23 protein-coding genes are annotated in these 21398 nt (G+C 76.0%); 11 read left to right on the forward strand and 12 right to left on the reverse strand.

From position 1 onward, the window contains the following. Positions 1-5: 5 nt before the first annotated feature. The 5 genes from E4623_RS21875 to E4623_RS21895 form a co-directional block, all read right to left on the reverse strand. Positions 6-767, reverse strand: coding sequence for an isocitrate lyase/phosphoenolpyruvate mutase family protein (locus E4623_RS21875; RefSeq protein ID WP_134768702.1), 762 nt, complete (start codon positions 765-767; stop codon positions 6-8). A gap of 131 nt (positions 768-898) precedes the next feature. Continuing rightward, positions 899-1171 (reverse strand): hypothetical protein, encoded by a 273-nt coding sequence (locus tag E4623_RS21880; protein ID WP_245155216.1) that lies wholly within the window; start codon positions 1169-1171, stop codon positions 899-901. A gap of 156 nt (positions 1172-1327) precedes the next feature. Then, positions 1328-2206, reverse strand: coding sequence for a WcbI family polysaccharide biosynthesis putative acetyltransferase (locus tag E4623_RS22850; protein ID WP_167736802.1), 879 nt, complete (start codon positions 2204-2206; stop codon positions 1328-1330). Next, complete coding sequence (locus tag E4623_RS21890) at positions 2199-3473, reverse strand: glycosyltransferase (RefSeq protein WP_209020825.1); 1275 nt, start codon at positions 3471-3473, stop codon at positions 2199-2201. Before E4623_RS21890 ends, E4623_RS22850 begins: the two co-directional genes overlap by 8 nt. Beyond that, on the reverse strand, positions 3470-4489 hold the full coding sequence (locus E4623_RS21895; RefSeq protein WP_134768703.1) for a hypothetical protein: 1020 nt from the start codon (positions 4487-4489) through the stop codon (positions 3470-3472). Before E4623_RS21895 ends, E4623_RS21890 begins: the two co-directional genes overlap by 4 nt. Before the next feature lie 79 nt (positions 4490-4568). Here E4623_RS21895 and malQ point away from each other — a divergent pair, with 79 nt between their 5' ends. Continuing rightward, positions 4569-6455, forward strand: coding sequence for a 4-alpha-glucanotransferase (malQ, locus tag E4623_RS21900; protein WP_134768704.1), 1887 nt, complete (start codon positions 4569-4571; stop codon positions 6453-6455). Between the two features lie 124 nt (positions 6456-6579). Further along, positions 6580-7500, forward strand: a complete 921-nt coding sequence (locus E4623_RS21905; protein WP_134768705.1) for a ribokinase — start codon at positions 6580-6582, stop codon at positions 7498-7500. Between the two features lie 4 nt (positions 7501-7504). Here E4623_RS21905 and E4623_RS21910 read toward each other — a convergent pair whose 3' ends face one another. From E4623_RS21910 to E4623_RS21925, 4 genes are read right to left on the reverse strand one after another with little or no spacing between them, the layout of a single operon-like run. Further along, positions 7505-8611, reverse strand: a complete 1107-nt coding sequence (locus E4623_RS21910; protein WP_134768706.1) for a putative manganese transporter — start codon at positions 8609-8611, stop codon at positions 7505-7507. A gap of 40 nt (positions 8612-8651) precedes the next feature. Continuing rightward, positions 8652-9605: a manganese catalase family protein gene (locus tag E4623_RS21915; protein WP_134768707.1), complete on the reverse strand. Its 954-nt coding sequence runs from the start codon at positions 9603-9605 to the stop codon at positions 8652-8654. Between the two features lie 47 nt (positions 9606-9652). Continuing rightward, positions 9653-10399: a GAF and ANTAR domain-containing protein gene (locus E4623_RS21920; RefSeq protein WP_134768708.1), complete on the reverse strand. Its 747-nt coding sequence runs from the start codon at positions 10397-10399 to the stop codon at positions 9653-9655. Then, on the reverse strand, positions 10396-11151 hold the full coding sequence (locus E4623_RS21925; RefSeq protein ID WP_134768709.1) for a hypothetical protein: 756 nt from the start codon (positions 11149-11151) through the stop codon (positions 10396-10398). The genes E4623_RS21920 and E4623_RS21925 overlap by 4 nt, the downstream gene beginning before the upstream one ends. A gap of 133 nt (positions 11152-11284) precedes the next feature. Here E4623_RS21925 and E4623_RS22855 point away from each other — a divergent pair, with 133 nt between their 5' ends. From E4623_RS22855 to E4623_RS21935, 3 genes are all read left to right on the forward strand, one after another. After that, positions 11285-11449 carry a hypothetical protein gene (locus E4623_RS22855; protein ID WP_167736803.1) on the forward strand — a complete coding sequence of 55 codons (165 nt, stop codon included), beginning with the start codon at positions 11285-11287 and terminating at the stop codon, positions 11447-11449. A gap of 116 nt (positions 11450-11565) precedes the next feature. Continuing rightward, positions 11566-12474, forward strand: a complete 909-nt coding sequence (locus E4623_RS21930; protein ID WP_134768710.1) for an arginase family protein — start codon at positions 11566-11568, stop codon at positions 12472-12474. A 126-nt stretch (positions 12475-12600) separates the two neighbouring features. After that, positions 12601-13827 carry an HNH endonuclease signature motif containing protein gene (locus E4623_RS21935; RefSeq protein ID WP_134768711.1) on the forward strand — a complete coding sequence of 409 codons (1227 nt, stop codon included), beginning with the start codon at positions 12601-12603 and terminating at the stop codon, positions 13825-13827. A gap of 184 nt (positions 13828-14011) precedes the next feature. Here E4623_RS21935 and E4623_RS21940 read toward each other — a convergent pair whose 3' ends face one another. After that, the gene (locus E4623_RS21940) at positions 14012-14266 is read right to left on the reverse strand and encodes a hypothetical protein (RefSeq protein ID WP_134768712.1); all 255 of its coding nucleotides are present in this window, start codon (positions 14264-14266) and stop codon (positions 14012-14014) included. Positions 14267-14527: 261 nt separating this feature from the next. Here E4623_RS21940 and E4623_RS21945 point away from each other — a divergent pair, with 261 nt between their 5' ends. Then, the gene (locus tag E4623_RS21945) at positions 14528-15664 is read left to right on the forward strand and encodes a polyprenyl synthetase family protein (RefSeq protein ID WP_134768713.1); all 1137 of its coding nucleotides are present in this window, start codon (positions 14528-14530) and stop codon (positions 15662-15664) included. Here E4623_RS21945 and E4623_RS21950 read toward each other — a convergent pair. Both E4623_RS21950 and E4623_RS21955 read right to left on the reverse strand, forming a co-directional pair. Next, positions 15633-16007, reverse strand: coding sequence for a lycopene cyclase domain-containing protein (locus E4623_RS21950; protein WP_134768714.1), 375 nt, complete (start codon positions 16005-16007; stop codon positions 15633-15635). The two genes, E4623_RS21945 and E4623_RS21950, sit on opposite strands and share 32 nt — an antisense overlap. Continuing rightward, positions 16004-16369 carry a lycopene cyclase domain-containing protein gene (locus tag E4623_RS21955; RefSeq protein ID WP_134768715.1) on the reverse strand — a complete coding sequence of 122 codons (366 nt, stop codon included), beginning with the start codon at positions 16367-16369 and terminating at the stop codon, positions 16004-16006. Before E4623_RS21955 ends, E4623_RS21950 begins: the two co-directional genes overlap by 4 nt. Positions 16370-16402: 33 nt before the next feature. Here E4623_RS21955 and E4623_RS21960 point away from each other — a divergent pair, with 33 nt between their 5' ends. Genes E4623_RS21960 through crtI form a run of 5 tightly spaced genes read left to right on the forward strand, consistent with a single transcriptional unit; the run spans position 16403 to position 21363 of the window. Beyond that, complete coding sequence (locus E4623_RS21960) at positions 16403-17254, forward strand: YhjD/YihY/BrkB family envelope integrity protein (protein WP_134768716.1); 852 nt, start codon at positions 16403-16405, stop codon at positions 17252-17254. Next, positions 17251-17940 (forward strand): monooxygenase, encoded by a 690-nt coding sequence (locus E4623_RS21965; RefSeq protein ID WP_134768717.1) that lies wholly within the window; start codon positions 17251-17253, stop codon positions 17938-17940. The genes E4623_RS21960 and E4623_RS21965 overlap by 4 nt, the downstream gene beginning before the upstream one ends. Next, positions 17937-18737 (forward strand): carotenoid biosynthesis protein, encoded by an 801-nt coding sequence (locus tag E4623_RS21970; RefSeq protein ID WP_209020826.1) that lies wholly within the window; start codon positions 17937-17939, stop codon positions 18735-18737. The genes E4623_RS21965 and E4623_RS21970 overlap by 4 nt, the downstream gene beginning before the upstream one ends. Further along, positions 18734-19879, forward strand: coding sequence for a glycosyltransferase (locus tag E4623_RS21975; protein WP_134768718.1), 1146 nt, complete (start codon positions 18734-18736; stop codon positions 19877-19879). Before E4623_RS21970 ends, E4623_RS21975 begins: the two co-directional genes overlap by 4 nt. Beyond that, a complete protein-coding gene (gene crtI, locus E4623_RS21980; protein WP_134768719.1) occupies positions 19876-21363 on the forward strand; it encodes a phytoene desaturase family protein in 1488 nt (495 codons plus the stop codon). Before E4623_RS21975 ends, crtI begins: the two co-directional genes overlap by 4 nt. Positions 21364-21398 lie beyond the last annotated feature (35 nt).

Genomic DNA, 21398 nt, shown 5'->3' on the forward strand with positions numbered 1-21398 from the left:
CGGCGTCAGCGCCAGGGGGTCACCAGGTCGGTCAGGGCCGGCGTGAGGGCCTTCATGAGCAGCGGGCCGAACGTGATGCGCTGGACGCCGGCGGCCCGCAGCTCGGCGAACGAGCCGGACGGCGCGCCGTCGACCGGGTGCGCGGTGACGTTGACCGGCCCGGAGAGCTCGGCGAGCAGGGTGCGCAGGGTCGCCGCGTCGGGCACCCGCACGGGGTACACGCTCCGCGCGCCCGCCGCCTCGCAGGCCTGCAGCCGGCGGACCGCCTCGGCGAGCGGGTCGTCGAAGGTGACCGTCGCGCCGAGGAACGCGTCGGTGCGGGCGTTGATGACGAGATCGACGCCGGCCTCGTCGGCGGCGGCGCGCAGCGCGCCGATGTAGTCGGCGTGCTCGGCGACCTCGCGGAGCCGGCCCTCGCTGTGCACGGTGTCCTCGACGTTGATCCCGACCGCGCCCGCGGCGAGCACCCGCTCGACGAGCTCGGCGGCCGGGGTGTCGTAGCCCGACTCGACGTCGGCGGTCACCGGGACGTCGACGGCGGCGGTGATCCGGGCGATGCCGTCGAGGGCGTCGTCGAGCGTCATCCCCTCGTTGTCCTGCTGGCCACGGGAGTCGGCCAGGGGGTGGCTGCCGATGCTCAGTGCCTCGAACCCGGCACCGGCGACGGTGCGGGCCGACCAGGCGTCCCAGACGGTGGGCAGCACCAGGGGCGACCCGGTGTGGTGCAGACGGAGCAGCTCACTGGCCTTGGCGGCGATGTCAGTCATGGTTCGAGGATGCCACGCGGCGCGGGTTCGCGGCGGTGGTGCCGATCGTGCCTTCTCGCGAGGCCGTGGCTCCGGACCCCTCTGCGGGGTGTCCGGAGCCGGTCACCCACAGGGGTGACCGGCGACGTCGGTCAGACGTGGGCCTTCTTGTTGCGTCCCGACAGGCCCTCGGCCACGCCGATCAGCAGGATGGCGGCCACGACCGCCACGATCGCGCCGAGGATGTTGAGCTCGAAGATGTCGCCCGTGCCGAGCGCGCTGGCCACGATGCCGCCGATGACCGAGCCGGCGAGGCCGAGCAGCAGCGTCGCGACGAGCGAGAGGTTCTGCTTGCCGGGCTTGATCAGGCGCGCGAGGACGCCGACGACGAGTCCGAAGACGATGAATCCGATGATGGCGAACATGTGGTGTACCTGTCTCTCAACCGGCGCCTCGCCCGCTTCCGTTGCGCGACCGAGTGCTGCCGGGGCGTGCCCGTACCTCCGCACCGTCTCCTGGACGGCGCGTGGGCACCTCACCCGCTGGGGTCGCACCGGCGTGAGGTAGGACTCAGTGGGCCTTCAGGACCTCCTCCGTCCGGTCGGGAACAGCTCGATCAGGGGGGCGGCCCGCTCCAGGGCGGCGTCGAGCATCTCGGGCCGCTCGCGGTACCACGCCAGGTGGGCGGCGGTCACGGCCTCGGTGGTGACCGCACGCCCGTCGATGGTCCAGTCGGTGGTGGGGACGACGTCGAGCCCGTGCGCGGACACCACCGCCGGCAGCACCGGCGCGTGGATCGAGGCCAGCAGCGGCCGCTCCACGCCGGGTCCGCGCGGCTCGAGCCCGAGCGCGCTCCGCAGCCGGGCCGCCACGGGGACGAGCACGGCGTTGCCCGGGTGGTTGATCGTGCGCATCGCGCCGGCGTCCGGCACGTCGAACAGGTCGCTCACGACCACGGTGCCGTGCTCGCGCTCGCGCCGCGCGAGCTCGGCGACCGAGGCGGCCGCGACCGCGCGGACGACGTCCTCGGTGAGCTCGAGCGGGGCTCGGGCCGGGCGCCCGGCGCGCAGGTCGTCGGCGAGGAGCGCGGTGCGGAGGTCGTGGTAGGGCACGACCGGCGGGTCCGGGCGCTCCAGGCCGGGCGGGTGGACGAGCAGGTGGAACGGGTGCAGGCCGGCGTAGCGCAGGCTCGGCACCAGGGCGACCCGGGCGCCCGGCGGGAGGACGGCGCGCAGCTGGCGGGTCCCGACCGGGAGCCCGCGGTAGTCGTCGGAGGTCGGCTGGGCGACGAGGAGGTCGGTCCGGGCCAGCAGCTCGCGCAGCTCCAGGGCGTCCGCGGCGGTGAGCTCGTGCAGGGCCGGCGTCCGCAGGGTGCGCACGTCGCCGGCGTCGAGCAGCAGGCGGAACGACTCCGCCTGGCAGTTGCCCACCACCACGAGCAGCGGTCGGTCCTCAGCCACCTGCCCACCCGCCCAGCCAGGACTCGAGCGTGACGTCGTCGGTCCACGGCCGCAGCCGGGACTCGACGGGAGGACCCGCCGGAGCCAGGTCGGGTCGCCCCCAGCGGGCCGCCCGGCGGAGCAGCCGCAGGTCCTGCAGCTCGGCGGCACCACCGGCCACCGCGCGGGTGGCGCCGGGACCGGCGTGGTCGCCGAGCAGCGCGGTCCACGCCGCGGCGTCCCCGGTCAGGCCGCGGCGCACGTCGAGGTGCAGGCGCGCCGAGGCGGCGACCGGCTGCTCGGCGGGGACGACGCGAGGGTCGGCGCCGACCAGCGCCCGGTGCCCGGCGCCGAGCCGGACGACGGCGCGCGGGAGCGCCGCGAGCAGCGAGTCGACCGTCACCAGGACCTCGGTCGCCCCGAGGTCGGCGCCGCAGGTGACGACGACGTCGGCCGGGCCGCGCGCCAGCCCACGCCACGTCGTGCCCGGCGCCGAGGTCCGGTCGGCGACGGCGACGGTCTCGGACCGGTGGGCGTCGGGGCCTCGGCCGCGCGCGCCGGCGTCGGGGCCGTCGTGCCAGGCGACGGCGTCGGCGCGGTGGGCGACCAACCCACCCGCGGTCCACGACCGGTGGGCCAGCTCCCAGTCCTCGCCGCCGTAGGCGCTGAACGTCTCGTCGAAGCCGCCGAGCTCGTCGTACCACCACCGGCTGCAGGCCAGCACCGCGCCGATGACGAACCGGTGGCTCGTCGCGTCAGCGTCGAGCAGGTCGTGCGTCGCGTCGTACGCCGTGCGCAGCCAGGCCGGCTCGGGCAGCGCCAGCGCGGGCGCGACGCGCTCGACCGCGTCGTCGGGTCCCAGCGCCGCGAGGTCGGCGTGCCGGCGGCGTCCGACGACGACGGTCTCGGGCAGGGCCTCGGGCAGGGCGACCATGCGGTCGACGAAGTCCGGCTCCGGTGTCGTGTCGGCGTCCAGGAGCACGAGCACCTCACCCGTGCTCGCGGCCACGCCGAGGTTGCGGACGGCGGCGAGCCGGAACCCGTCGTCGTCCTGGCGCACCAGCCGCACACCGGGCGGGACCACGGGCGCCTCCCGCGACCCGTCGTCGGCGACGACGACCTCGTCGGGCGGCCGGGTCTGGCGGCGCAGCGCGGCCAGGGTGCGGTCGAGCTGGGCCGGCTGCTCGTAGTGCGCGACGACGACCGACACCCTCCGCCGGGGGGCGGCGGCCGGGGCGAGGTCCCACCGGTTGCCCGGCACGCTGGTGCCGTACGGCGGCGCGGTCACCCGCCCACCGAGGCCCACCACGCGCGGTAGGCGGCGGCCGTGTGGGGAAGGCGCGGCCCGAGATCGGTGCCCGGTGCCGTCCACGTGGTCTCCGGGCGGCGCAGCGCGGCGGCGACGCACCGGCTCAACGACGCGTCGTCGAAGAGCGTGATCGTGCCGGGGCGCAGCGCCGCCATCTCACGGGCGTAGGCGCCGTCACGCACCAGCGGACGGCGGCCCGCGGCGATCCACGAGTTGAGGCTCCCGGACGCCGAGACGTTGCGGTGGGCGACGACCGGCACGGCGACCCCGCGCAGCGCGCGGCCCAGGTCGTGGTCGGGGACGCGGCCGGTGACCTCCACCGCGACGTCGCGCGCCCAGCCCATCCGCTGCAGGTCCTCGACCTCGTCGGCGTGGCCCGGCGCAGCGGCGCCGAGCACGCGCACCCGCACCGACGTCCCGTCCCGGCGCAGGGCCGCTGCGGCACGGACGACCTGGCGGTGGCCCTTGCCGGGGTAGACGAACCCGAACACGCCGAGGGCCGGAGCGCTCGGAGCCCCCGGGTCCTCGAGCTCCTCCTCGCGCGGCGGCGACTCGATCACCGGGAGCGGGATCACCGCCCCGCGCGGATCGACGACGCACCAGCGGGCCACAAGCGCGTGCTCGTGCCAGGAGTTGGTGACCCAGGCGTGGCTGGCCCGCACGATCCGGCCGTACGCCGCGGCCCGCGCCTCGAACACCGGGCCGTCGGTCGGCTGCGGGACGTCGTGCAGGGTCACCGTGAGCCGGACCCGCCGGGCCAGCGACTCGACGGCGGCGGCCGCGGCGGCGGGGTCGCGCGCCAGCAGCCGGTCGGTCACGTGGAGGTGGGCAGCCGCGCCCGGCCCGAGCCGGTCGACGTCGCGGACGACGGGCGCGCCCGCGGCGGCGGCGACCTCGCCGGCGTACCGCGTGACGCCGTGCGTCTCCGGGCCGAGCAGCAGGTGGTGCGGCACGACGAGGTCCACCTGGGGAGGTCGGGTCGGGGAGCGCAGCACCCTCGCATCCTCCCGGCCGGCGCCGTCGACGGACTCCCCCCAAGGTGGGGGCGGTCGACCGGTCGGGCACGCTCTTCCCATGCCCTCGCCCGTGCCCCCGCCCGTGCCCCCGCCCGTGCCCGCGCCCCGCTGGAGCCCCGAGACCCTCGCCCGCGCCGGGGTGCAGCGCGACTGGGTCGACGCCGACGACCGACCGCACCGCGTGTCCGACGCCACCGTCGCCGCCGTGCTGGACGTCGTCGGTGAGCCGCCGGCCGACCTCGCCGACCGGGCGCCCGTGGTCACCCGCCCGGGGCGGCGCACCGGGCTGGTCGGCGACGTCCTGCTCGAGGACGGCGGCACGACCCGCCTCGAAGACCTGGTGCCCGACGACTTCCCGCTCGGCTACCACCGGCTCCGGGTCGACGGCGGCGCCGAGCGCCGGCTGGTCGTCTCGCCCGGCCGCTGCTGGCTGCCGCCCGAGCGCACCTGGGGCTGGGCGGTCCAGCTCTACGCCGCCCTGTCGACCACCAGTGCCGGGATCGGCGACCTCGGCGACCTCCGCACGCTGCGGGAGTGGACCGAGCGACGCGGTGGCGGGTTCGTCGTCGTCAACCCGCTGCACGCCGTGGCGCCGGTGCTGCCGCTGGAGGCGAGCCCCTACCTGCCCGCGACCCGGCGCTTCCGCAACCCGGTCTACCTCCGGGTCGACGGGTCCGCCGAGGGGTCCGGCGACGGGTCCCCCCAAGGCGGTGGTGACCGGCCGCCGTCCGAGGTCGTCGACCGGGACGCCGCGTGGGAGCACAAGATGCGGGTGCTGCGGACGGCGTTCGCGGGCCGCGGCGAGGAGCCGGCGTTCGACGCCTGGCGGGCCGAGCAGGGCGCGGCGCTCGAGGAGTTCGCGACCTGGATGGTGCTGGCGACCGAGCACGGCGGCGACTGGCGCGACTGGCCCGCGGGCCTGCACGACCCCCACGGCGACGAGGTGCGCCGCTTCGCGACCGGCCGCCGCGACGACGTGACGTTCCACGCCTGGCTGCAGTGGCTGCTGTCGGTGCAGCTGCGCGAGGCGAGCGGCGACCTGATGGTGATCCAGGACCTGCCGATCGGCGTCTCCGGCGGCGGCGCCGACGCGTGGGCGTGGCAGGACGTGCTCGCCCGCGGCCTCACCGTGGGTGCGCCTCCCGACGCCCTCAACTCGGTCGGTCAGGACTGGGGCTCGCCCCCGCTCGTGCCGTGGCGGCTGCGCGACGCCGACTACGAGCCGTTCGTGCAGTCGGTGCGGGCCACCATCGCCGGCGCCGGCGGCCTGCGCATCGACCACGTGATGGGCCTGTTCCGGCTCTGGTGCATCCCGGACGGCGCCTCCCCCACCGAGGGCTGCTACGTCCGGTACCCCGCCGACGACCTCCTCGACATCGTCTGTCTCGAGTCGCACCGGGCGCGGGCGGTGGTGGTCGGCGAGGACCTCGGCACCGTCGAGCCGGGGGTCGCCGAGGCGCTCGCCGAGCGCGACGTCCTCACCTACCGCGTGCTCTGGTTCGAGCCCGACGACCCCGCGACCTGGCCGGTCGGCTCGATGGCGACGGTCACCACGCACGACCTCCCCACCGTGCCGGGGCTCTGGACCGGCAGCGACGTCGACGACCAGCTGGCGTCCTCGACGATGGCCGAGGACGACGTCCGCGCCGGCCGGCACGAGCTCCTGCAGCAGCTCCTCCGCGACGGGCTGAGCGAGGACGCCACCGCCACCGAGGCGGTCGTCGAGGCCTACACCCAGCTCGGCCGGGCGCCGTCCCTACTGGTCGCGCTGTCGCTCGAGGACGCCCTGGGCGAGGAGCGCCGTCCCAACGTCCCCGGCACCACCGCGCCCGCCCGCGCCAACTGGTCGATCCCGCTCCCGATCCCCGTCGACCGGCTGGACGACGCCGCCGCCCCGGCAGCGCTCGTCGCCCTGGTCGAGGGACGCGCCCCCACCGGAGGTTGAGCGAGCGAGCCCCGGCGAGCGCCGACGAGACCGGGGACCCTCTCGTGCGGCACCCCCCGGCGCCGACCCGCGGCGGGTCCCGGCTCGTCCCTCGGCGGGCCTGCCCGTGTGAGAGCGTCGGCCCATGTCGATCCCGCCCGCGTCGCACCCGATGGTCGTCGTCGTCGGCTCGCTCAACGCCGACCTGCTGATCGACGTCGAGCGGCTCCCGGGCGCCGGGGAGACGGTGACAGCCCGGGGCACGTCGGAGACGTGGGGCGGCAAGGGCGCCAACCAGGCCGTCGCCGCGGCCGGGCTCGGCGCGCGGACGGTCATGGTCGGCGCCGTCGGCCGGGGCGACCGCGGCACCGGCGCCCTGGCGGACCTGGCTCGGGCGGGCGTGGACACGTCCGGGGTGGTCCGGGTGGCGCGGCCGACCGGGACCGCCCACGTGCTGCGCGACGCCGCCGGCGAGAACCTGATCGTCGTCGTCCCCGGGGCCAACCACGCCCTGGACGCCGACCACGTGCGCGGCGTCCTCGACCGCCTCGACGTCGAGGACGCCGTCGTCGTGGCCAGCCTCGAGATCCCGGACGCCGCCGTGCTCGCGGCCGCCACGGCCGCGTCCGACCGGGGATGGCGGTTCGTGCTCAACCCCGGCCCGGCCCGGCCCCTGCCGCCCGACCTCCTGGCGCTCGTGTCGGTGCTGACCCCGAACGCCGAGGAGGCGCTGCTGCTCGGCGCCGACTCGGTCCCGGACCTGCTGGCCGCCGGCGTCGGCGCGGTCGTGGTGACCCGCGGCGCCGACGGCGTCGACGTCCACGCCGGCGGTGCCACGCGGACGCTCCCCGCGTTCGGGGTCGACGTGGTCGACACGGTCGGTGCCGGCGACGCCTTCACCGCCGGCCTGGCCGTGGGACTCGCCTCGGGGGCGAGCCTCGACGACGCCGCGCTCCTCGGCACGGCGGCCGCGGCGATCGCCGTCACCGGCGCCGGCGCCCGGGGCGCGCGCATCGACCCGGACGCCGCCCGCGCGCTGGTCGACGCTCGTCCGGCCGGGACGTAGAGCCTCAGCCGAGCAGCAGCATGGCGCCACCCACGAGCAGCGCCGGCACCGTGGTGATGACGGTGGCGAGCAGCGCGGAGCGGTGCTCCAGGACCAGCAGGGGCAGCAGCGCGTCGCCGTCCTGGCTGATCGTGTTGGCCACCAGCGTCGGCAGGGGCATGCCGCCGGCCAGGAAGATGCCGGTGAACACGATCTGGACGGCGCACCCGGGCACGAGGCCCACGAGGGCACCGACCGCCACCCCGGCGAAGCCGAGCAGCGGCAGCTGCGAGCCGTCGAAACCGGTGAGCCGGGTCAGCAGCGACCAGGAGACGTAGGCGACCGCGACCCAGGTCGTGATGAGCGCGACCTCGTGCCCGCCGTCGCGCACGACGGCCCGCAGGGACGTCGGCGGCGCGGCGACCGCCGGTCGGCCGCGGCCCTGCACCATGACGACCAGGGCGACGAGCGTGCCGGCGACCCCGAGGGCGAGGTAGGCGGTGCCGGCCGGGGCGAGCTGGAAGGCGACCGGCACGGCCACCAGGGCGCCGGCGCCGAGGGCCACCCAGAGGACCGCCGGCGCGAGACCGACCCGTCCCGGTGGCCCCACGCTGCCGACGTACTGCTCGACGGCGGGCGCGAGCCCGGGCGGTGGGGCGGGCACGGCGCTCCCGCCGCCGACCGTCACCAACCCCGTCGCCGCCGTCCGCACGGCGGAGGTCTCGGCGTCGACCCGGCGTCGTGGCGCGATGCCCAGCGCGTCGACGGCGTACCCGGTGGTGGCGCCGGTGACGAGCAGCAGCGCCTTGAGCTTCAGGGTCAGCACCGGGTCGGCGGCGAGCAGCACCCACGAGGCGTCGCCCATGGTCGCGACGAGCGCGGCGACGGCCGCCCCGAAGCTCACCGCGCCCCGGGCGTACAGGCTCATCACGATGATCGCGCCGCCGCACCCGGGCGGCATCGTGAGCAGCGCGGCGGCCGCCGGCGCGAGGCGGGCGTACCGGGTCAGGCCTGCGGTGACCTGGTCACCCCACCGGTACTGCGCCCACCCGAACGGGGCGACGAGGAGCGCGACGAAGACCCCGACCTGCATGAACGCGTCCGCCAGCGGACGCAGCAGGACCTCGGTCACCGCACGCTCCCCGTCACCTCGTCACCTGTTCCCGGTGGGGTCAGGACGAGGAGCCCGAACCGGCCTCGTCGGCCGCGATCAGCTCGACCTCTGCGGTCGCCTGGATGAGGGCGAGCAGCTCGGGGTCGAGGCCCGGGCTGAACTCCTCGCGACGCTCGGGCGCGATCGTGATCGGCACGCCCTCCGGCATGATCGCGGTGCTCAGCTCGGTGCCGTCCTTGGACGGCGACGCGCCCCGGTAGAGCTTCGCGGCCTGGCTGGTCTGGTCCGGGTTGAACGTGTACTGGACGCTCTGCAGGCCGAGGTCGAGCAGCTTCTTGACCTCGGGGAACTGCTCGGCGTTCGTCTTCGGGATCGGCAGCAGCGGACCCCAGTTCACGCCGAGCGACTCGAGCGCCTTGGCGTAGGCGTTCTCGTGGGCCTGGTCGCGCACGATCAGGTAGGCGATCGTGGAGCGGGCCGCCTTGTTGGCGGTCATCTCGTAGATCCGGCACTTCTGCAGGCGCCCGGTCGACTCCAGCATGAGGTTGTACAGCAGGTCGAGCACGAGGTTGCCGCTGTTGTAGACGTAGGACCCCGACCACGGGTTGCCGGCCGCGTCGACGGGCAGGGCGCCCTGGGCCGCGACGAGGTAGTGGTGGATGTTGCTGGTGTCCAGCGCGATCTTCAACGGCGTCGCGCCCTTGGCGCCGGGCTCGTCGACCGGGTCCGTCTTCTTGCCGTGGTAGTCCGGCGACCCGTCGAGGAGCCGCGCGATCGTCGTCCCGATCAGCTCGACGTGGCTGATCTCCTCGGTGCCGATGCCCTGGAGCAGGTCCTTGTAGGGCTTCGAGTTGGCGTCGCCGCGGAAGTTCATCGACTGGAAGAGGTACTGCATCATCGTGCGCATCTCGCCGAACTGGCCACCGAGACCCTCCTGCAGCGCGTTCGCCGCGGCCGGGTCGGGCTCGTCGATCTGGATCTCGTTGATGAGCTCTTCAACGTGCAGGTACATGGCGCACTCCATCTGTTGGAGTGGCTTGCGCTGCTGAACCACTGACCTCAGACAACCACGGCGCCGGCGGCGCCCGCCTCATCCCTGGGGCTGTACGGCGGGACGAGGTCGTCGCTGCTGGTGCCGGGGATGCTGCGCACGACGTCGGCCGCCAGCTCGTGCACCTTCACGTTGCTGCTCTGGGACTGCGTCGTGAGCATCCCGAACGCCGCGTCGGCCGGCACCTTGACCCGCTCCATCAGGATGCCCAGGGCGAGGTCGATCACGCGGCGGTGCGTCAGCAGCGCGGTGAGGTCGTCGAGGTCGGCGGCCTGGCGGCCGAGGTGCATCGCCAGCGCGAACCCGCCGCTGACCTCCTTGGCGACGAGGTCGGCCGTGGCGCGCTGGTCGGGGTCGATGCCGTCGGTCTCGGCGGCGTAGACCTTGAACACGGCCACGCAGGCGTCGCCGACGAAGACCGGCACCGAGTAGCAGGACGCCGCTCCCCGGGCCGCGGCCTGTGGCCCGTAGTCGCCCCAGCGGTCGTCGCCGCCCAGGTCGGGCACGTGCAGCGCCGCGCCCGTGGTCAACGCCGCGAGGCACGGCCCGTGCCCGATGCGGAACTGGATCCGGTCGACGTCGGCGGCCAGCGTCGTGCTGGCTCCGAGGGTCCGGGGACGACGTCCCTCGGCGGTGCTGACGGCGACGCCGGCGACGTCGCCGAGCCGGTCGTGGATGCCGGCGGCGCTCGACTCGAGGAAGTCGGACACCAGCCGGTCGACCGGGTCCTGCAGCGAGGCCGCCCCGCCCGTCATGCGCCCACCCCCCGCACGAGGTCCGGGGTCGGTCGGTGCTCGCGCGAGCGGGACCTGCGGGCCGCGGCGTAGCCCGGCCCCCGGATCCGTCGGTGCCACGGGTACACCTCGAGCCCGTCGGGGGCGGCCGCCACCGGGTCGAACGACACCGGCGCGTCGCCCGGGCGACGCCCGTGCTGGTCGTCGTGCTGGTCGTCGTGCTGGTCGTCGTGCTGGTCGTCGTGCTGGTCGTCGTGCTGGTCGTCGTGCGGCTCGAGGGTGGCGAACCGGGTCCAGGGGCCCGAGGGACGCGCCCACGCGAGGTCCCACCCGCCACCGGCGGTGGGGGTGGCGCCGACGTGGACCGGTCCGGACGGCGCCCGGAAGGGCACCAGGCACGACAGGAACCGCGGCTGCGGACGGCGGCTCGGCGCGAGCAGGTAGCGGGTCACCCGGCCGCGGCCGGTCCCCGACAGCAGGACGTCGGCGTGGCCGCCGTCGTCGGTCGGCACCCGGACGGCCAGCCCGACGACGTCCGGCCACGGCACGGGGAGGCCGAGCGAGCGCGACGTGCGCACCAGGACGTCGTCCTGCCCCGGCGCGTCGAGGAACGCGGCGCCGCTGACCGCGCCGCCGTAGCGGCGCAGGCTGGCGGTCGTCACGGCCCCCCGCGGGTGCATCGGCTTGTCGGTGGACCTCAGCCGCGCCACGGCGGCGACGACGACCGCGAGGACCCGGCCGAGGAGCGTGGAGGACAGGTGGCGGGAAGTCACGCCGACGAGCGTCGCAGGGCGGGGGTCCGGTCCGCTCCCCCGCCGCGGGTGACTCTCCACCGCGGAGGAGCCGGCCAACCGGTCATGGGTACGGTCGGCGGGTACCCCACCGACCCCGCCCGAGGAGACCGCGATGAGCGAGACGAGCAACGACGAGGACCAGGCGGCCGGCAACGGTCGCACCGAGCAGCAGCAGGAGATCGCCGACGTGCAGGAGCAGCTGGACGCCGAGTCCGAGGGCGAGGGGCTGGCCAACGAGTCGGACCGCGGCGAGCCGACCGGCCTGTCCCAGGGCTGACGACGCGGTTCCGTCCCGGGCGTCGACACGCCGACGTGCCCCGGCGGCCGTCGACTGGTCGGCCGTGGCCCGGCGCCCGACCGACGCAGCCCGACCACCGGAGAACGGGAGTGCAGATGGCGACGATCAACGTCCTCGGCTACCCCAGCAGCGCTGGCGCCTACTGCGTCGGCGTCGAGCTGGCACCGGCGGCGATCCGAGGGGCCGGCCTGGTGCGTGCGCTCGAGGCGGCCGGCCACCGGGTGCGGGACGCCGGTGACCTCCCCGTGCGTCGCTGGCGTCCGGACCACGAGCACCCGTTGGCCCAGAACCTCGACGAGGAGGTCACCGCCCTCCGCGAGCTCGCCGCCGCCGCCCGCGACCTGGTGGTGCCGGGTGAGCGCCTGCTCGTCATCGGCGGCAGCTGCACGGTGGCCCTGGGGCTGTGTGCCGCCGCCGGACGCGACGACGCCGAGGCGCACCTCGTCTACGTCGACCGTCACCTCGACCTCAACACCCCGGCCTCCACGACCGAGGGCTCGCTCAGCTGGATGGGCATGGCCCACGCGCTCGGGGTGGACGGGGCCGCTCGGGAGCTCGTCGAGCTCGCCGGCGCGGGTCCGCTCCTGCGGCCCGGGCACCTGAGCTACCTCGGGGTCGACCTGGGAGCCACCACGGCATGGGAGCGCGAGCAGGTCGACGCGCTCGGCCTGGCGGTCGTGAGCCAGACGGAGCTGGTGACCGACCCCGCGCAGGCTGCGCGCGCGGCGCGGCGGGCCCTGCCGACGGGTCCGTTCCTCGTGCACGTCGACGTGGACGTGCTCGACTTCATCGACGCACCGCTCGCGGAGAACGTCAACGGACGCAACAGCGGGCCGACGCTGGCCGAGCTCGGCGTGGCGCTGGGCGAGCTGTGGCGCGATCCCGCGTGCCTCGGCGTCTCGGTGGGACAGCTCGTTCCCGCGCACGCCGCGTCGGACCCCACGGCGCTGCCACGCCTCGTCGCAGCCCTGACCCCACCCGCCGACGACGGTTCCTGGGCGTAGCGTCCGTCCGGTTCGTCGAGGGGCCGGAACCCGCCCTGGTCGGCGACGCCGACCACCCGCGCAGCTCTCCCACAGGCCACTAGAACACACTGTCGATTGTCCGTGGTTCGGCGTAGAATCTGGGGCATGAGCAAGCACCACGACGACCACCGCGACGGGCACCCCGTCGCCCGGTTCGTCGCGGTCCTCGAGGCCGAGCTCGCTGATCTCGTGGATGCTCCGACGTGGTCGCTGGACGCCGCTGCGACCGCCGACCTGGTGCCGCGGCTGGCGCGTGTGGTGGCCGGGGTGCAGGAGCTCGAGGCGCGGATGGTCGGGCAGGCCGGGGACCTCGACCTACCGGGGACCATCGGGGCGCGGTCGCTGGCAGCGTGGCTGGCTCGGGTCACCCGAGTCACCGGTGGCGAGGCCGCCCGGAAGGTCCGGCTGGCCGGCGACCTCGCCGCCCACGAACCGGTCCGGGTCGCGATGGCTGCGGGTCGGGTGCACGCCGAGCAGGCGAGGGTCATCGCCGCCGCCGTCGGCGACCTCGACGGCGACCACGCCCAGTGGCGTGAGAAGGCGGAGGCGCACCTGCTCGGGGAAGCCGCCCACCACGACGCCCACGACCTGAAGACCCTCGGCCGCCGGATCCTGGAGACCATCGACCCCGACCGGGCCGACGAGCACGAAGCGAAGCTCCTCGAATCGGAGGAGGCTCGGGCCGGCAAGCGCACGACGTTCACGCTGTGGGACGACGGCGAGGGCCTCGCCCACGGCCGGTTCACCATGCCCTCCGCCCAGGCCTCCATGCTGAGGAAGGCACTGGCCGCGATCGCCGCGCCCAAGCACGTCCGCGCCACCGAGGGCGCCGGGACGTACGACCACGAGAGGCCGACCCCGGAGAGGCTCGGGCAGGCGTTCTGCGAGTACGTCGAGCGCTACCCCACCGACCAGCTCCCCACGATGGGCGGGACCAGCGCCACCGTCGTCGTCACGATGACCCACGAGACCCTCCTCGGCGGCCTCGCCGCGGCCAACCTCGACACCGGCGTCGCCCTCTCACCCGCTCAGGCCCGCCGGATCGCCTGCGACGCCGGGATCATCCCCGCCGTCCTCGACGGACAGGGCCAGGTCCTCGACCTCGGACGACGACGCCGCTTCCACACCCCCGCCCAACGCCTCGCGATCGCCCTCGAGCAGCAGCACTGCCAACACCCCACCTGCACCACCCCCGCCGCCTACTGCCACACCCACCACGGCACCCCCTGGTCCGCAGGCGGCCGGACCGACACCCACGACGCCGTCCTGCTCTGCCCCTTCCACCACCACCAGACCCACGCGACCGGCGAGACCTACCCCCTGCGTCCCTGACGCGACAGGCGGTCCCGTCGGGCGGCAGGCCGCAGACCCACCGGAGCGTCCTGTCCTGGCCGGCGTCGGGGCGCCCGGTCGTGCTGCTCGGTCGCCGCGGGTGCACTGGCGCGGGTGCGCGAGGCGTGCTCCGCTGCCTCGTGCGGCGCGGGCCGACCTCGACCCGGCGGGCGGCGGCCCCGACTCAGCGGTGCCGCGTGGTGGTCGTGCCGGTGCGTCGGGTGGCCCACGCGGTCGGGTGGGGGCCGCGGGCGACGACGTCGCCGGTCGCGCACTCGACGACCTCCCACGAGCCCCAGCGCAGCCCGCTGGTCCCGACCCGCCGGTCCGCGATCGTGACGGCGTCGGCGGGCGTCGGTGCCGCGAACGGACCGAGAGCGTGGTCGACGGCGAGGTCGGTGCGGCGGATCTCGTAGTAGCGGACCGTGCTCACGATCATCACCCCGCCTCGACGCAGGTCGTCGCGGCGGCGGTGCCGGCCCGGCTGGGATCGCGGGTGGCGCTCATGGGGGTGGCCTCCAAGCGGCGGAAGGGGGATGACCCAGCCTCCTCCGCCGCGGGGTGGTTCTTCCAGACCCGGAGGCACCAACCACCCCCACGGGTGAGCCCCGCCATCGCGGCCATCCTGGGAACGAGCACGGGACGGTCGACCTCTCCTCGGGTGAGCCGCCGGCCCGCGCAGGTCCGTACGTTGCTGACCATGCTCGCCCCGACCTCGATCCGGACGACGCCCGCCCCCGTCGGTGACGTGCACCGGGTCGACGAAGCCATCGCCCGGACCCTCGATGCCCAGGCACGCATCCTGCTCGACGTGAGCCCCGACCTCGAGCCCGTCGCGCAGGCCGTGCGCCAGCGGGCGGGTGGCGGCAAGCGGCTGCGGGCCGCGTTCTGCCTGTGGGCCGCCGACGCCGTCGCCACGGACGACAGCGGCACCGGCAGCACCGGCAGCACCGACAGCCCGACGACCCCCGGCGTGGTCGAGGCCGGGGCCGCGCTCGAGATGTTCCACCTCGGCGCGCTCGTGCACGACGACGTGATGGACCGCAGCGACTCCCGCCGCGGGATCCCCACCGTGCACCGGGCCTTCGCGGACGACCACCGCTCCGCGCCGTGGACCGGCGACCCCGAGCTCTACGGGCACTCCGTCGCCATCCTGACCGGCGACCTGTGCCTCACCTGGTCCGACGACCTGCTCGCTCGCGCAGCGGGCGCGGCGACCGCCGCCGGGACGCCCGACCGCGCCGCCGCGGCCCGCGCCGTGTGGGAGCTGATGCGCACCCAGACGATGGCCGGGCAGTTCCTGGACCTGCACCCGCTCGGCCGCCCCCGCACCCTCGAGGACGTCGCCCGCGTCGTCCGCTACAAGAGCGCGAAGTACACCGTCGAGCACCCGCTGCTCCTCGGCGCCGCGCTGGCCGGGGCGTCGCGGGAGATGACCGACTTCTGCTCGGGCTTCGGGCTGCGGGTCGGCGAGGCGTTCCAGCTGCGCGACGACGTCCTCGGGGTCTTCGGTGACTCGCGCGAGACCGGCAAGCCCACCCTGGACGACGTCCGCGAGGGCAAGCGGACGGTGCTCGTCGCCCAGGCCGCGGAGACCGCGAGCGCGGCCCAGCTCGCCGTGCTGCACCGCCACCTCGGCGACGACGACCTCGACGAGGCCGGCCTCCAGCAGGTCCGTCAGGTGCTGGTCGACTGCGGGGCGCTCGACCGGGTCGAGCGCCGGATCGCCACCCTGGTCGAGGAGTCCCTCGCGCTGCTGGCGGCGGCGCCGGTGCGGGTCCGCTCGCGCGAGGCGCTGGTCGACCTCACCGGGGCGAGCGTCTGGCGCGCCGCGTGACCAGCAGCCGGGCGACGACGGGTCGGGGGCCCGGGCCGGCCTGCCGCTGCACGCCGCGCCGCCCCCACCACACCCACCAGGCCATCGACTGCGTGACCAGGGCGAAGCCGAACCAGAAGTCCTCGATCGGGGCGTGCCCGATCCGCCACCCGAGGATGGCGTCATCGTCGTAGTCGAAGACGCCCCGCGACGTCAGCCACTCGTTGGTGATCAGCTGGAAGAACAGCACGATCGCGTAGGCGACCCAGTACGCCCGGCGGGTCAGCAGCCGGGTCCGCAGCACCCAGAGGTCGAGCACGACCGTGACGGCGATGCCCAGCAGCGAGGCCTCGGTGTGGGTCACGGCGCCTCCCCGTGCGCGGCGTCGCCGGTGGACGGCTCCGGCTCGTCGCCCACGGTCCAGCCGCGCACGCTGCGCACCGCCTCCAGCGTCATCACCGACGCCAGCGGCACCACCACGAAGAACAGCACCTCCTCCAGCGGCAGCCCGGCCAGCTCGACGCCGAGGGTCTGCGAGGTGTCGAAGAACCAGTGGCCGGCCCGGACGGCGAGCACGTCCCACACCACGAACGGCAGCCCGGCGCACACCAGCACCAGCGCCAGCCGGCGCAGCCGTGCGTACACCCGCGTCCGCAGCACGATCTCCAGCGGCAGGGTCGCCACGAGCACGAAGGCCAGCATGGCCGCGTACGTCAGCTCCGTCATCACCCCATCCTGTCGGGTGCCTGGGCGGCGACCGTGAACGCCGGCGCTCGGGTCGGCGCCGAGGCCCGCACGTTGGTGCGCGGCACCGGCGGCATCCTGTCCGGACGTGACCTGTCGGCCGCGGCGGCCACCCTCACCTACTTCTCGGCGATCGCGGTCGTGCCGTGGCTGCTCCTCGCGCTCTGGACGACGACCTGGTGGCGCGGCGACGGCGCGGCCGAGCGGCGGCTGCAGCGGCTCGAGGTCCTGGTGCCCCCCGCGATGGGCGCGCGGCCGCCGTACGAGGTGCTGGTGCACGCCGCCACCCACCTCGGCGTGGTCGGCGCGATCGTCCTGCTGTTCCCGGCGTCGTTCTACGGCGAGGGCCTGCGCCGCGCCTGCCTGGCGATCCGGCCGGAGCCGGACCGCTTCACCGGCTGGCGCGCCCGGGCGGCCGTGATGGCCCTGCTGGTGACGCTGCCGCCGCTGGCCTGGGCCGTGCTCGGCGTCGGCGACGCCCTCGTGCCGCTCTCGCCCGACGGCGGTGGCGGTGGTCCCGGCGACCGCCTCCTGCGCATCGTCCTGGGCTTCACCGCGATCTGGCTCGCGCTCGGGATCCTGCTGACCTGGGTGTTCCGCGCCGTCACGCCCGGGCGACCGCGGTGGTGGGTCGCGCTGGCCGGCGGTCTCGGCACCGGCTCGTTCCTGGCCGGGTTCCTGCACGGCTTCCAGCTCTTCCTCTCCCTGCCCGTCGACGTCGGCATCCCCTTCGGCGGCCTCGGCTACGTCGGCGGCGTCGTCGCCGTCGGCCTCTGGCTCTACGTGCTGCACGTCTTCCTGCTCGTCGGCTGGGCGACCACCCAGGCCCTCGAGGAGCGCGCCGCGCGGGACGCGGTGACCCGGTGAGCGTCGTGGAGCTGCGGGTGTGGCGGGTCGGGTCCGCCGCCCCGGCCCTGCTGCGGATGGCGACCGGGCGACGCCGGCTGCACGGCGTCCCCGGGCTGCGGTTCGCCAAGCTCCTCGGCACCGGGTCCGGCCGGACCTTCACCCCGCGCGACGCCGACCCGCACCACTGGGCCCTCCTCACGGTCTGGGACGACGCCGCCCCGGCCGACGACTTCGCCGACAGCCGGCTCGTGGCGGGCTGGGAGGCGGCGGCCCGGGAACGCCTCCGGGTGCGGATGGTCCCGCTCTCCTCGCGCGGGCGGTGGTCGCGCACCGAGCCGTTCGACCCCACCGGCACGACCTCGGCGGACGCCACCCGGGGCACCCCCGTGGCCGCGATCACCCGGGCCCGGCTGCGGCCGGCCCGGGCGCTCTCGTTCTGGCGGGCGGTGCCGCCGGTCATCGACGACCTGACCGCGGCGTCCGGGCTGCGGATGGCGATCGGCATCGGCGAGGCCCCGATCGGCCTGCAGGGCACGTTCTCGCTCTGGGACTCCTCGCGACACCTGGTCGACTTCGCCTACCGCAGCGCCGCGCACCGCTCGGCCGTCGAGCGCACCGAGGCGGCCGGCTGGTACGCCGAGGAGCTCTTCGCCCGGTTCGCCGTGCTCGAGGTCGAGGGCACCTACCGCGGGCGCACGCCGTGAGCGGCGTCCGCCCGGCGACCGCCCCCGTCCTGACGGCACCGGCCCTCGTCCCGGCCCTGCTGGCGGTGGTCGGCGTCCTGGTGCAGATGGCCTTCCCGTTCACCGACGGCGGCACCTTCGCGCTGACCGTCGCGAGCGTCGTGCTGTTCGCGGGTGCCGCGCTGGCCCACGCCTGGTCCAGCCGGGGCGCCGCGACGGCGGCCCTCCTGCTGCTCGTCGCCGGCGGGGGCGGGCTCGTGGCCGAGGCGGTCGGCGTCCGTACCGGTGTGCCGTTCGGCGGCTACGACTACACCGGGACCCTCGGCGCCGAGGCGCTCGGCGTCCCGGTCCTGGTGCCGCTGGCCTGGGTGATGATGGCCTGGCCCGCGCTGCTGGTCGCCCGCCGGCTCGTCGGCTCGCGCGCCCTCCGCGTCGTGGTCGCGGCCTGGGCCCTGACCGCCTGGGACGTGTTCCTCGACCCGCAGATGGTCGACGCCGGCCACTGGGCCTGGGACGACCCCCACCCCGCGCTCCCCGGCGTCGACGGCATCCCGCTCACGAACTTCGCCGGGTGGCTCCTGGTGTCGCTGGTGATGTGCGCCGTGCTCGGCCGGCTCGTCCGCGACCCCGCCGACGACCGGACGCCGGTGGCACGGGACGCCGTCCCGGTCGCGGTCTACCTGTGGACCTACTTCTCCTCCGTGCTCGCCCACGCGGTCTTCTTCGGGCGGCCGTCGGTCGCCCTGGTCGGCGGCGTCCTCATGGGGCTGGTCGCCGTCCCGCTGGCCGTCCACGTGGCGCGGGAGGCCCGCCGGTGACGACGTCCCCGACCGGCCGGTGGGTCGTGCGGGCGGGCACCGCGCTGGCGGTGGCCTCGCTCGGACTCACCGTCGACAACCTGCGCCGGCTTCGCAGCCCGTCGACCTCACCGGACGTCGCCGCCCCCGAGGACGTCGTGCTGCTGCTCCCGGTCCGCGACGAGGCCGGGCGGGTGGTGGACGCCGTCCGGGAGCTCGTCGCCGCCGCCCGGCACTGGCCGGGCGGGGCCCGGGTCGTCGTCCTCGACGACGGCAGCAGCGACGGCACCACCGCGCTGCTCGACGACCTCGCCGGCCGCGCCGGGCTGCGCGACGTCCTCGCGGTCGTCCCCGGCGCGCCGACGCCGCCGGGCTGGCTGGGCAAGCCCTGGGCCTGCCACCAGCTCGCCGGGGCGGCCGGTGGGGCCGGCGTCCTGGTCTTCGTCGACGCCGACGTGGCGCTGGCCGCCGAGGGGCTGACCGCGACCGTCGGCCTGCTCCGGTCCTCCGGTCTCGACCTGGTCTGTCCCTACCCGCGCCAGGAGGCCCACGGCCCGGCCGAGCGGCTCGTGCAGCCCCTGCTGCAGTGGTCGTGGATGAGCACGCTGCCGCTGACGCTCGCCGAGCGCTCGCCGCGTCCCTCGCTGACCGCGGCGAACGGCCAGCTGCTGGCCGTCGACGCGGCGGCGTACCGGCGGGCCGGCGGGCACGGCGCCGTCCGCGACCAGGTGCTGGAGGACATCGCCCTGCTCCGCGCGGTCAAGGCGTCGGGCGGGCACGGCGTGGTCGCCGACGGCAGCCGGATCGCGTCCTGCCGCATGTACGACGGCTGGGCCGACCTCCGCCAGGGCTACACGAAGTCGCTCTGGTCGGCGTTCGGGACGCCGGCCGGTGCCGCGGGCGTGACCGCGCTGATGGTGCTGACGCACGTCGTCCCCGCGCTGGCCGCGCTGCGCGGCTCCCGCACCGGGCTCGCCGGCTACGCCGCGAGCGTCGCCGCCCGGGCGCTCGTCGCCCGCCGCACCGGGTCGCGGGTGCTCCCCGACGCCGCGGCCCATCCCCTCTCCGTCGCCCTCCTCGGCGCCCTCACCGCTGACTCCGTCGTCGCGCGCCGGCGCGGGACCCTGCGCTGGAAGGGCCGGCCCGTCGAGGTGCCCCGATGAGCGCCGCCGTCGTGGTCGGCGCCGGGATCGGCGGGCTCGCCGCCGCCGTCCGGCTGGCCGCCCAGGGCCACCGCGTCCTGGTCGTCGAGCAGGCCGCCGAGGTCGGCGGCAAGCTCGGCACCCGGACCCACGACGGCTTCGTCTTCGACACCGGCCCCTCGCTGCTCACGATGCCGCACGTGCTGGCCGACCTCTTCGCCGAGACCGGTGCGCCGCTGGCCGACGTCCTGCCCCTGCAGCGCCTCGACGTCGCCTGCCGCTACCGCTTCCCGGACGGGACCCTGCTCGACCTGCCCGGCGACGTCGCCGCCGTCCCGGCCGCGCTGGACGCCGCCCTCGGGCCTGGCCGGGGTGAGCAGTGGTCGGCGTTCCTGCGGCGTGCCGAACGGATCTGGGACATCACCCGGGAGCCGTTCCTCGAGTCGCCGATCACCGTCGCGGACATGGCGCGGTTGTCCCGGCGGCTCGACCACGTCGCCGCCGTCGCGCCGTGGCGGAGCCTGCGCGGCCTGGGGGCGCACTACCTCGAGGACCCGCGGCTGCGGATGCTGCTCGACCGCTACGCCACCTACACCGGGTCGGACCCACGGCGGGCGCCGGCCGCGCTGGCCGCCGTCCCGTACGCCGAGCAGGCCTTCGGCTCCTGGTACGTCCCGGGCGGGCTCCACCGGATCGCCGAGGCCCTGCTCGACCGTGCCCACGCCCTCGGGGTCGAGGTCCGTGCCGGCGCCGAGGTGACCGAGGTCCTGCTCGCCGGCGGCCGGGCGAGCGGCGTCCGGCTGGCCGACGGCACGACGTTCGCCGCGGACGTCGTCGTCGCGAACGCCGACGCCGCCCAGGTCTACGGACGGCTGGTCGCCGGTCGTCGCGCGCGCCGGGCGGCGTCCCGCATCCGCCGGACCACCCCGTCCCTGTCGGGCTTCGTGCTGCTGCTGTCCCTCGACGAGGCGCCGGTCGGGCAGCCGCACCACGAGGTGCTCTTCGCCGAGGACTACGACGCCGAGTTCGACGCCGTCTTCGGACGCCGGGGCCGGGCCCGCCCGGTCGAGCGGCCCACCCTCTACGTCTCCGCGCCCGACGACCCGGCCGTCGTCCCCCACGCCGGGGCCGGGGCGTGGTTCGTCCTGGCCAACGCGCCGCGGCACGACCCCGCGGGCGGCACCGACTGGGACGAGCCCGGTCTCGCCGAGGACTACGCCGACCGCCTCGTCGCGCTGCTCGCCGAGCGCGGCACCGACGTCCGCGACCGCGTGCGGCACCGGTCCGTGCTCACCCCCGCCGACCTGGAGCGCCGTACGCTGACCCCGGGCGGCTCCATCTACGGGACGTCGTCCAACGGCGCCTCCGCGGCGTTCCGGCGCCCCGCCAACCGCTCCCCCGTGCCCGGGCTCTACCTCGTCGGCGGCTCCGCGCACCCCGGCGGAGGGTTGCCGCTGGTGCTGCTCTCGGCCCGGATCGTCGCCGACCTCGTCGGCCCGGCCTGACCGGGCGCCCCGGCCGCCGCTCCGGCGGCCCCGCA

Source organism: Nocardioides sp. 1609 (assembly GCF_004522105.1).
In the GTDB taxonomy this organism is placed as follows: Bacteria; Actinomycetota; Actinomycetes; order Propionibacteriales; family Nocardioidaceae; genus Nocardioides.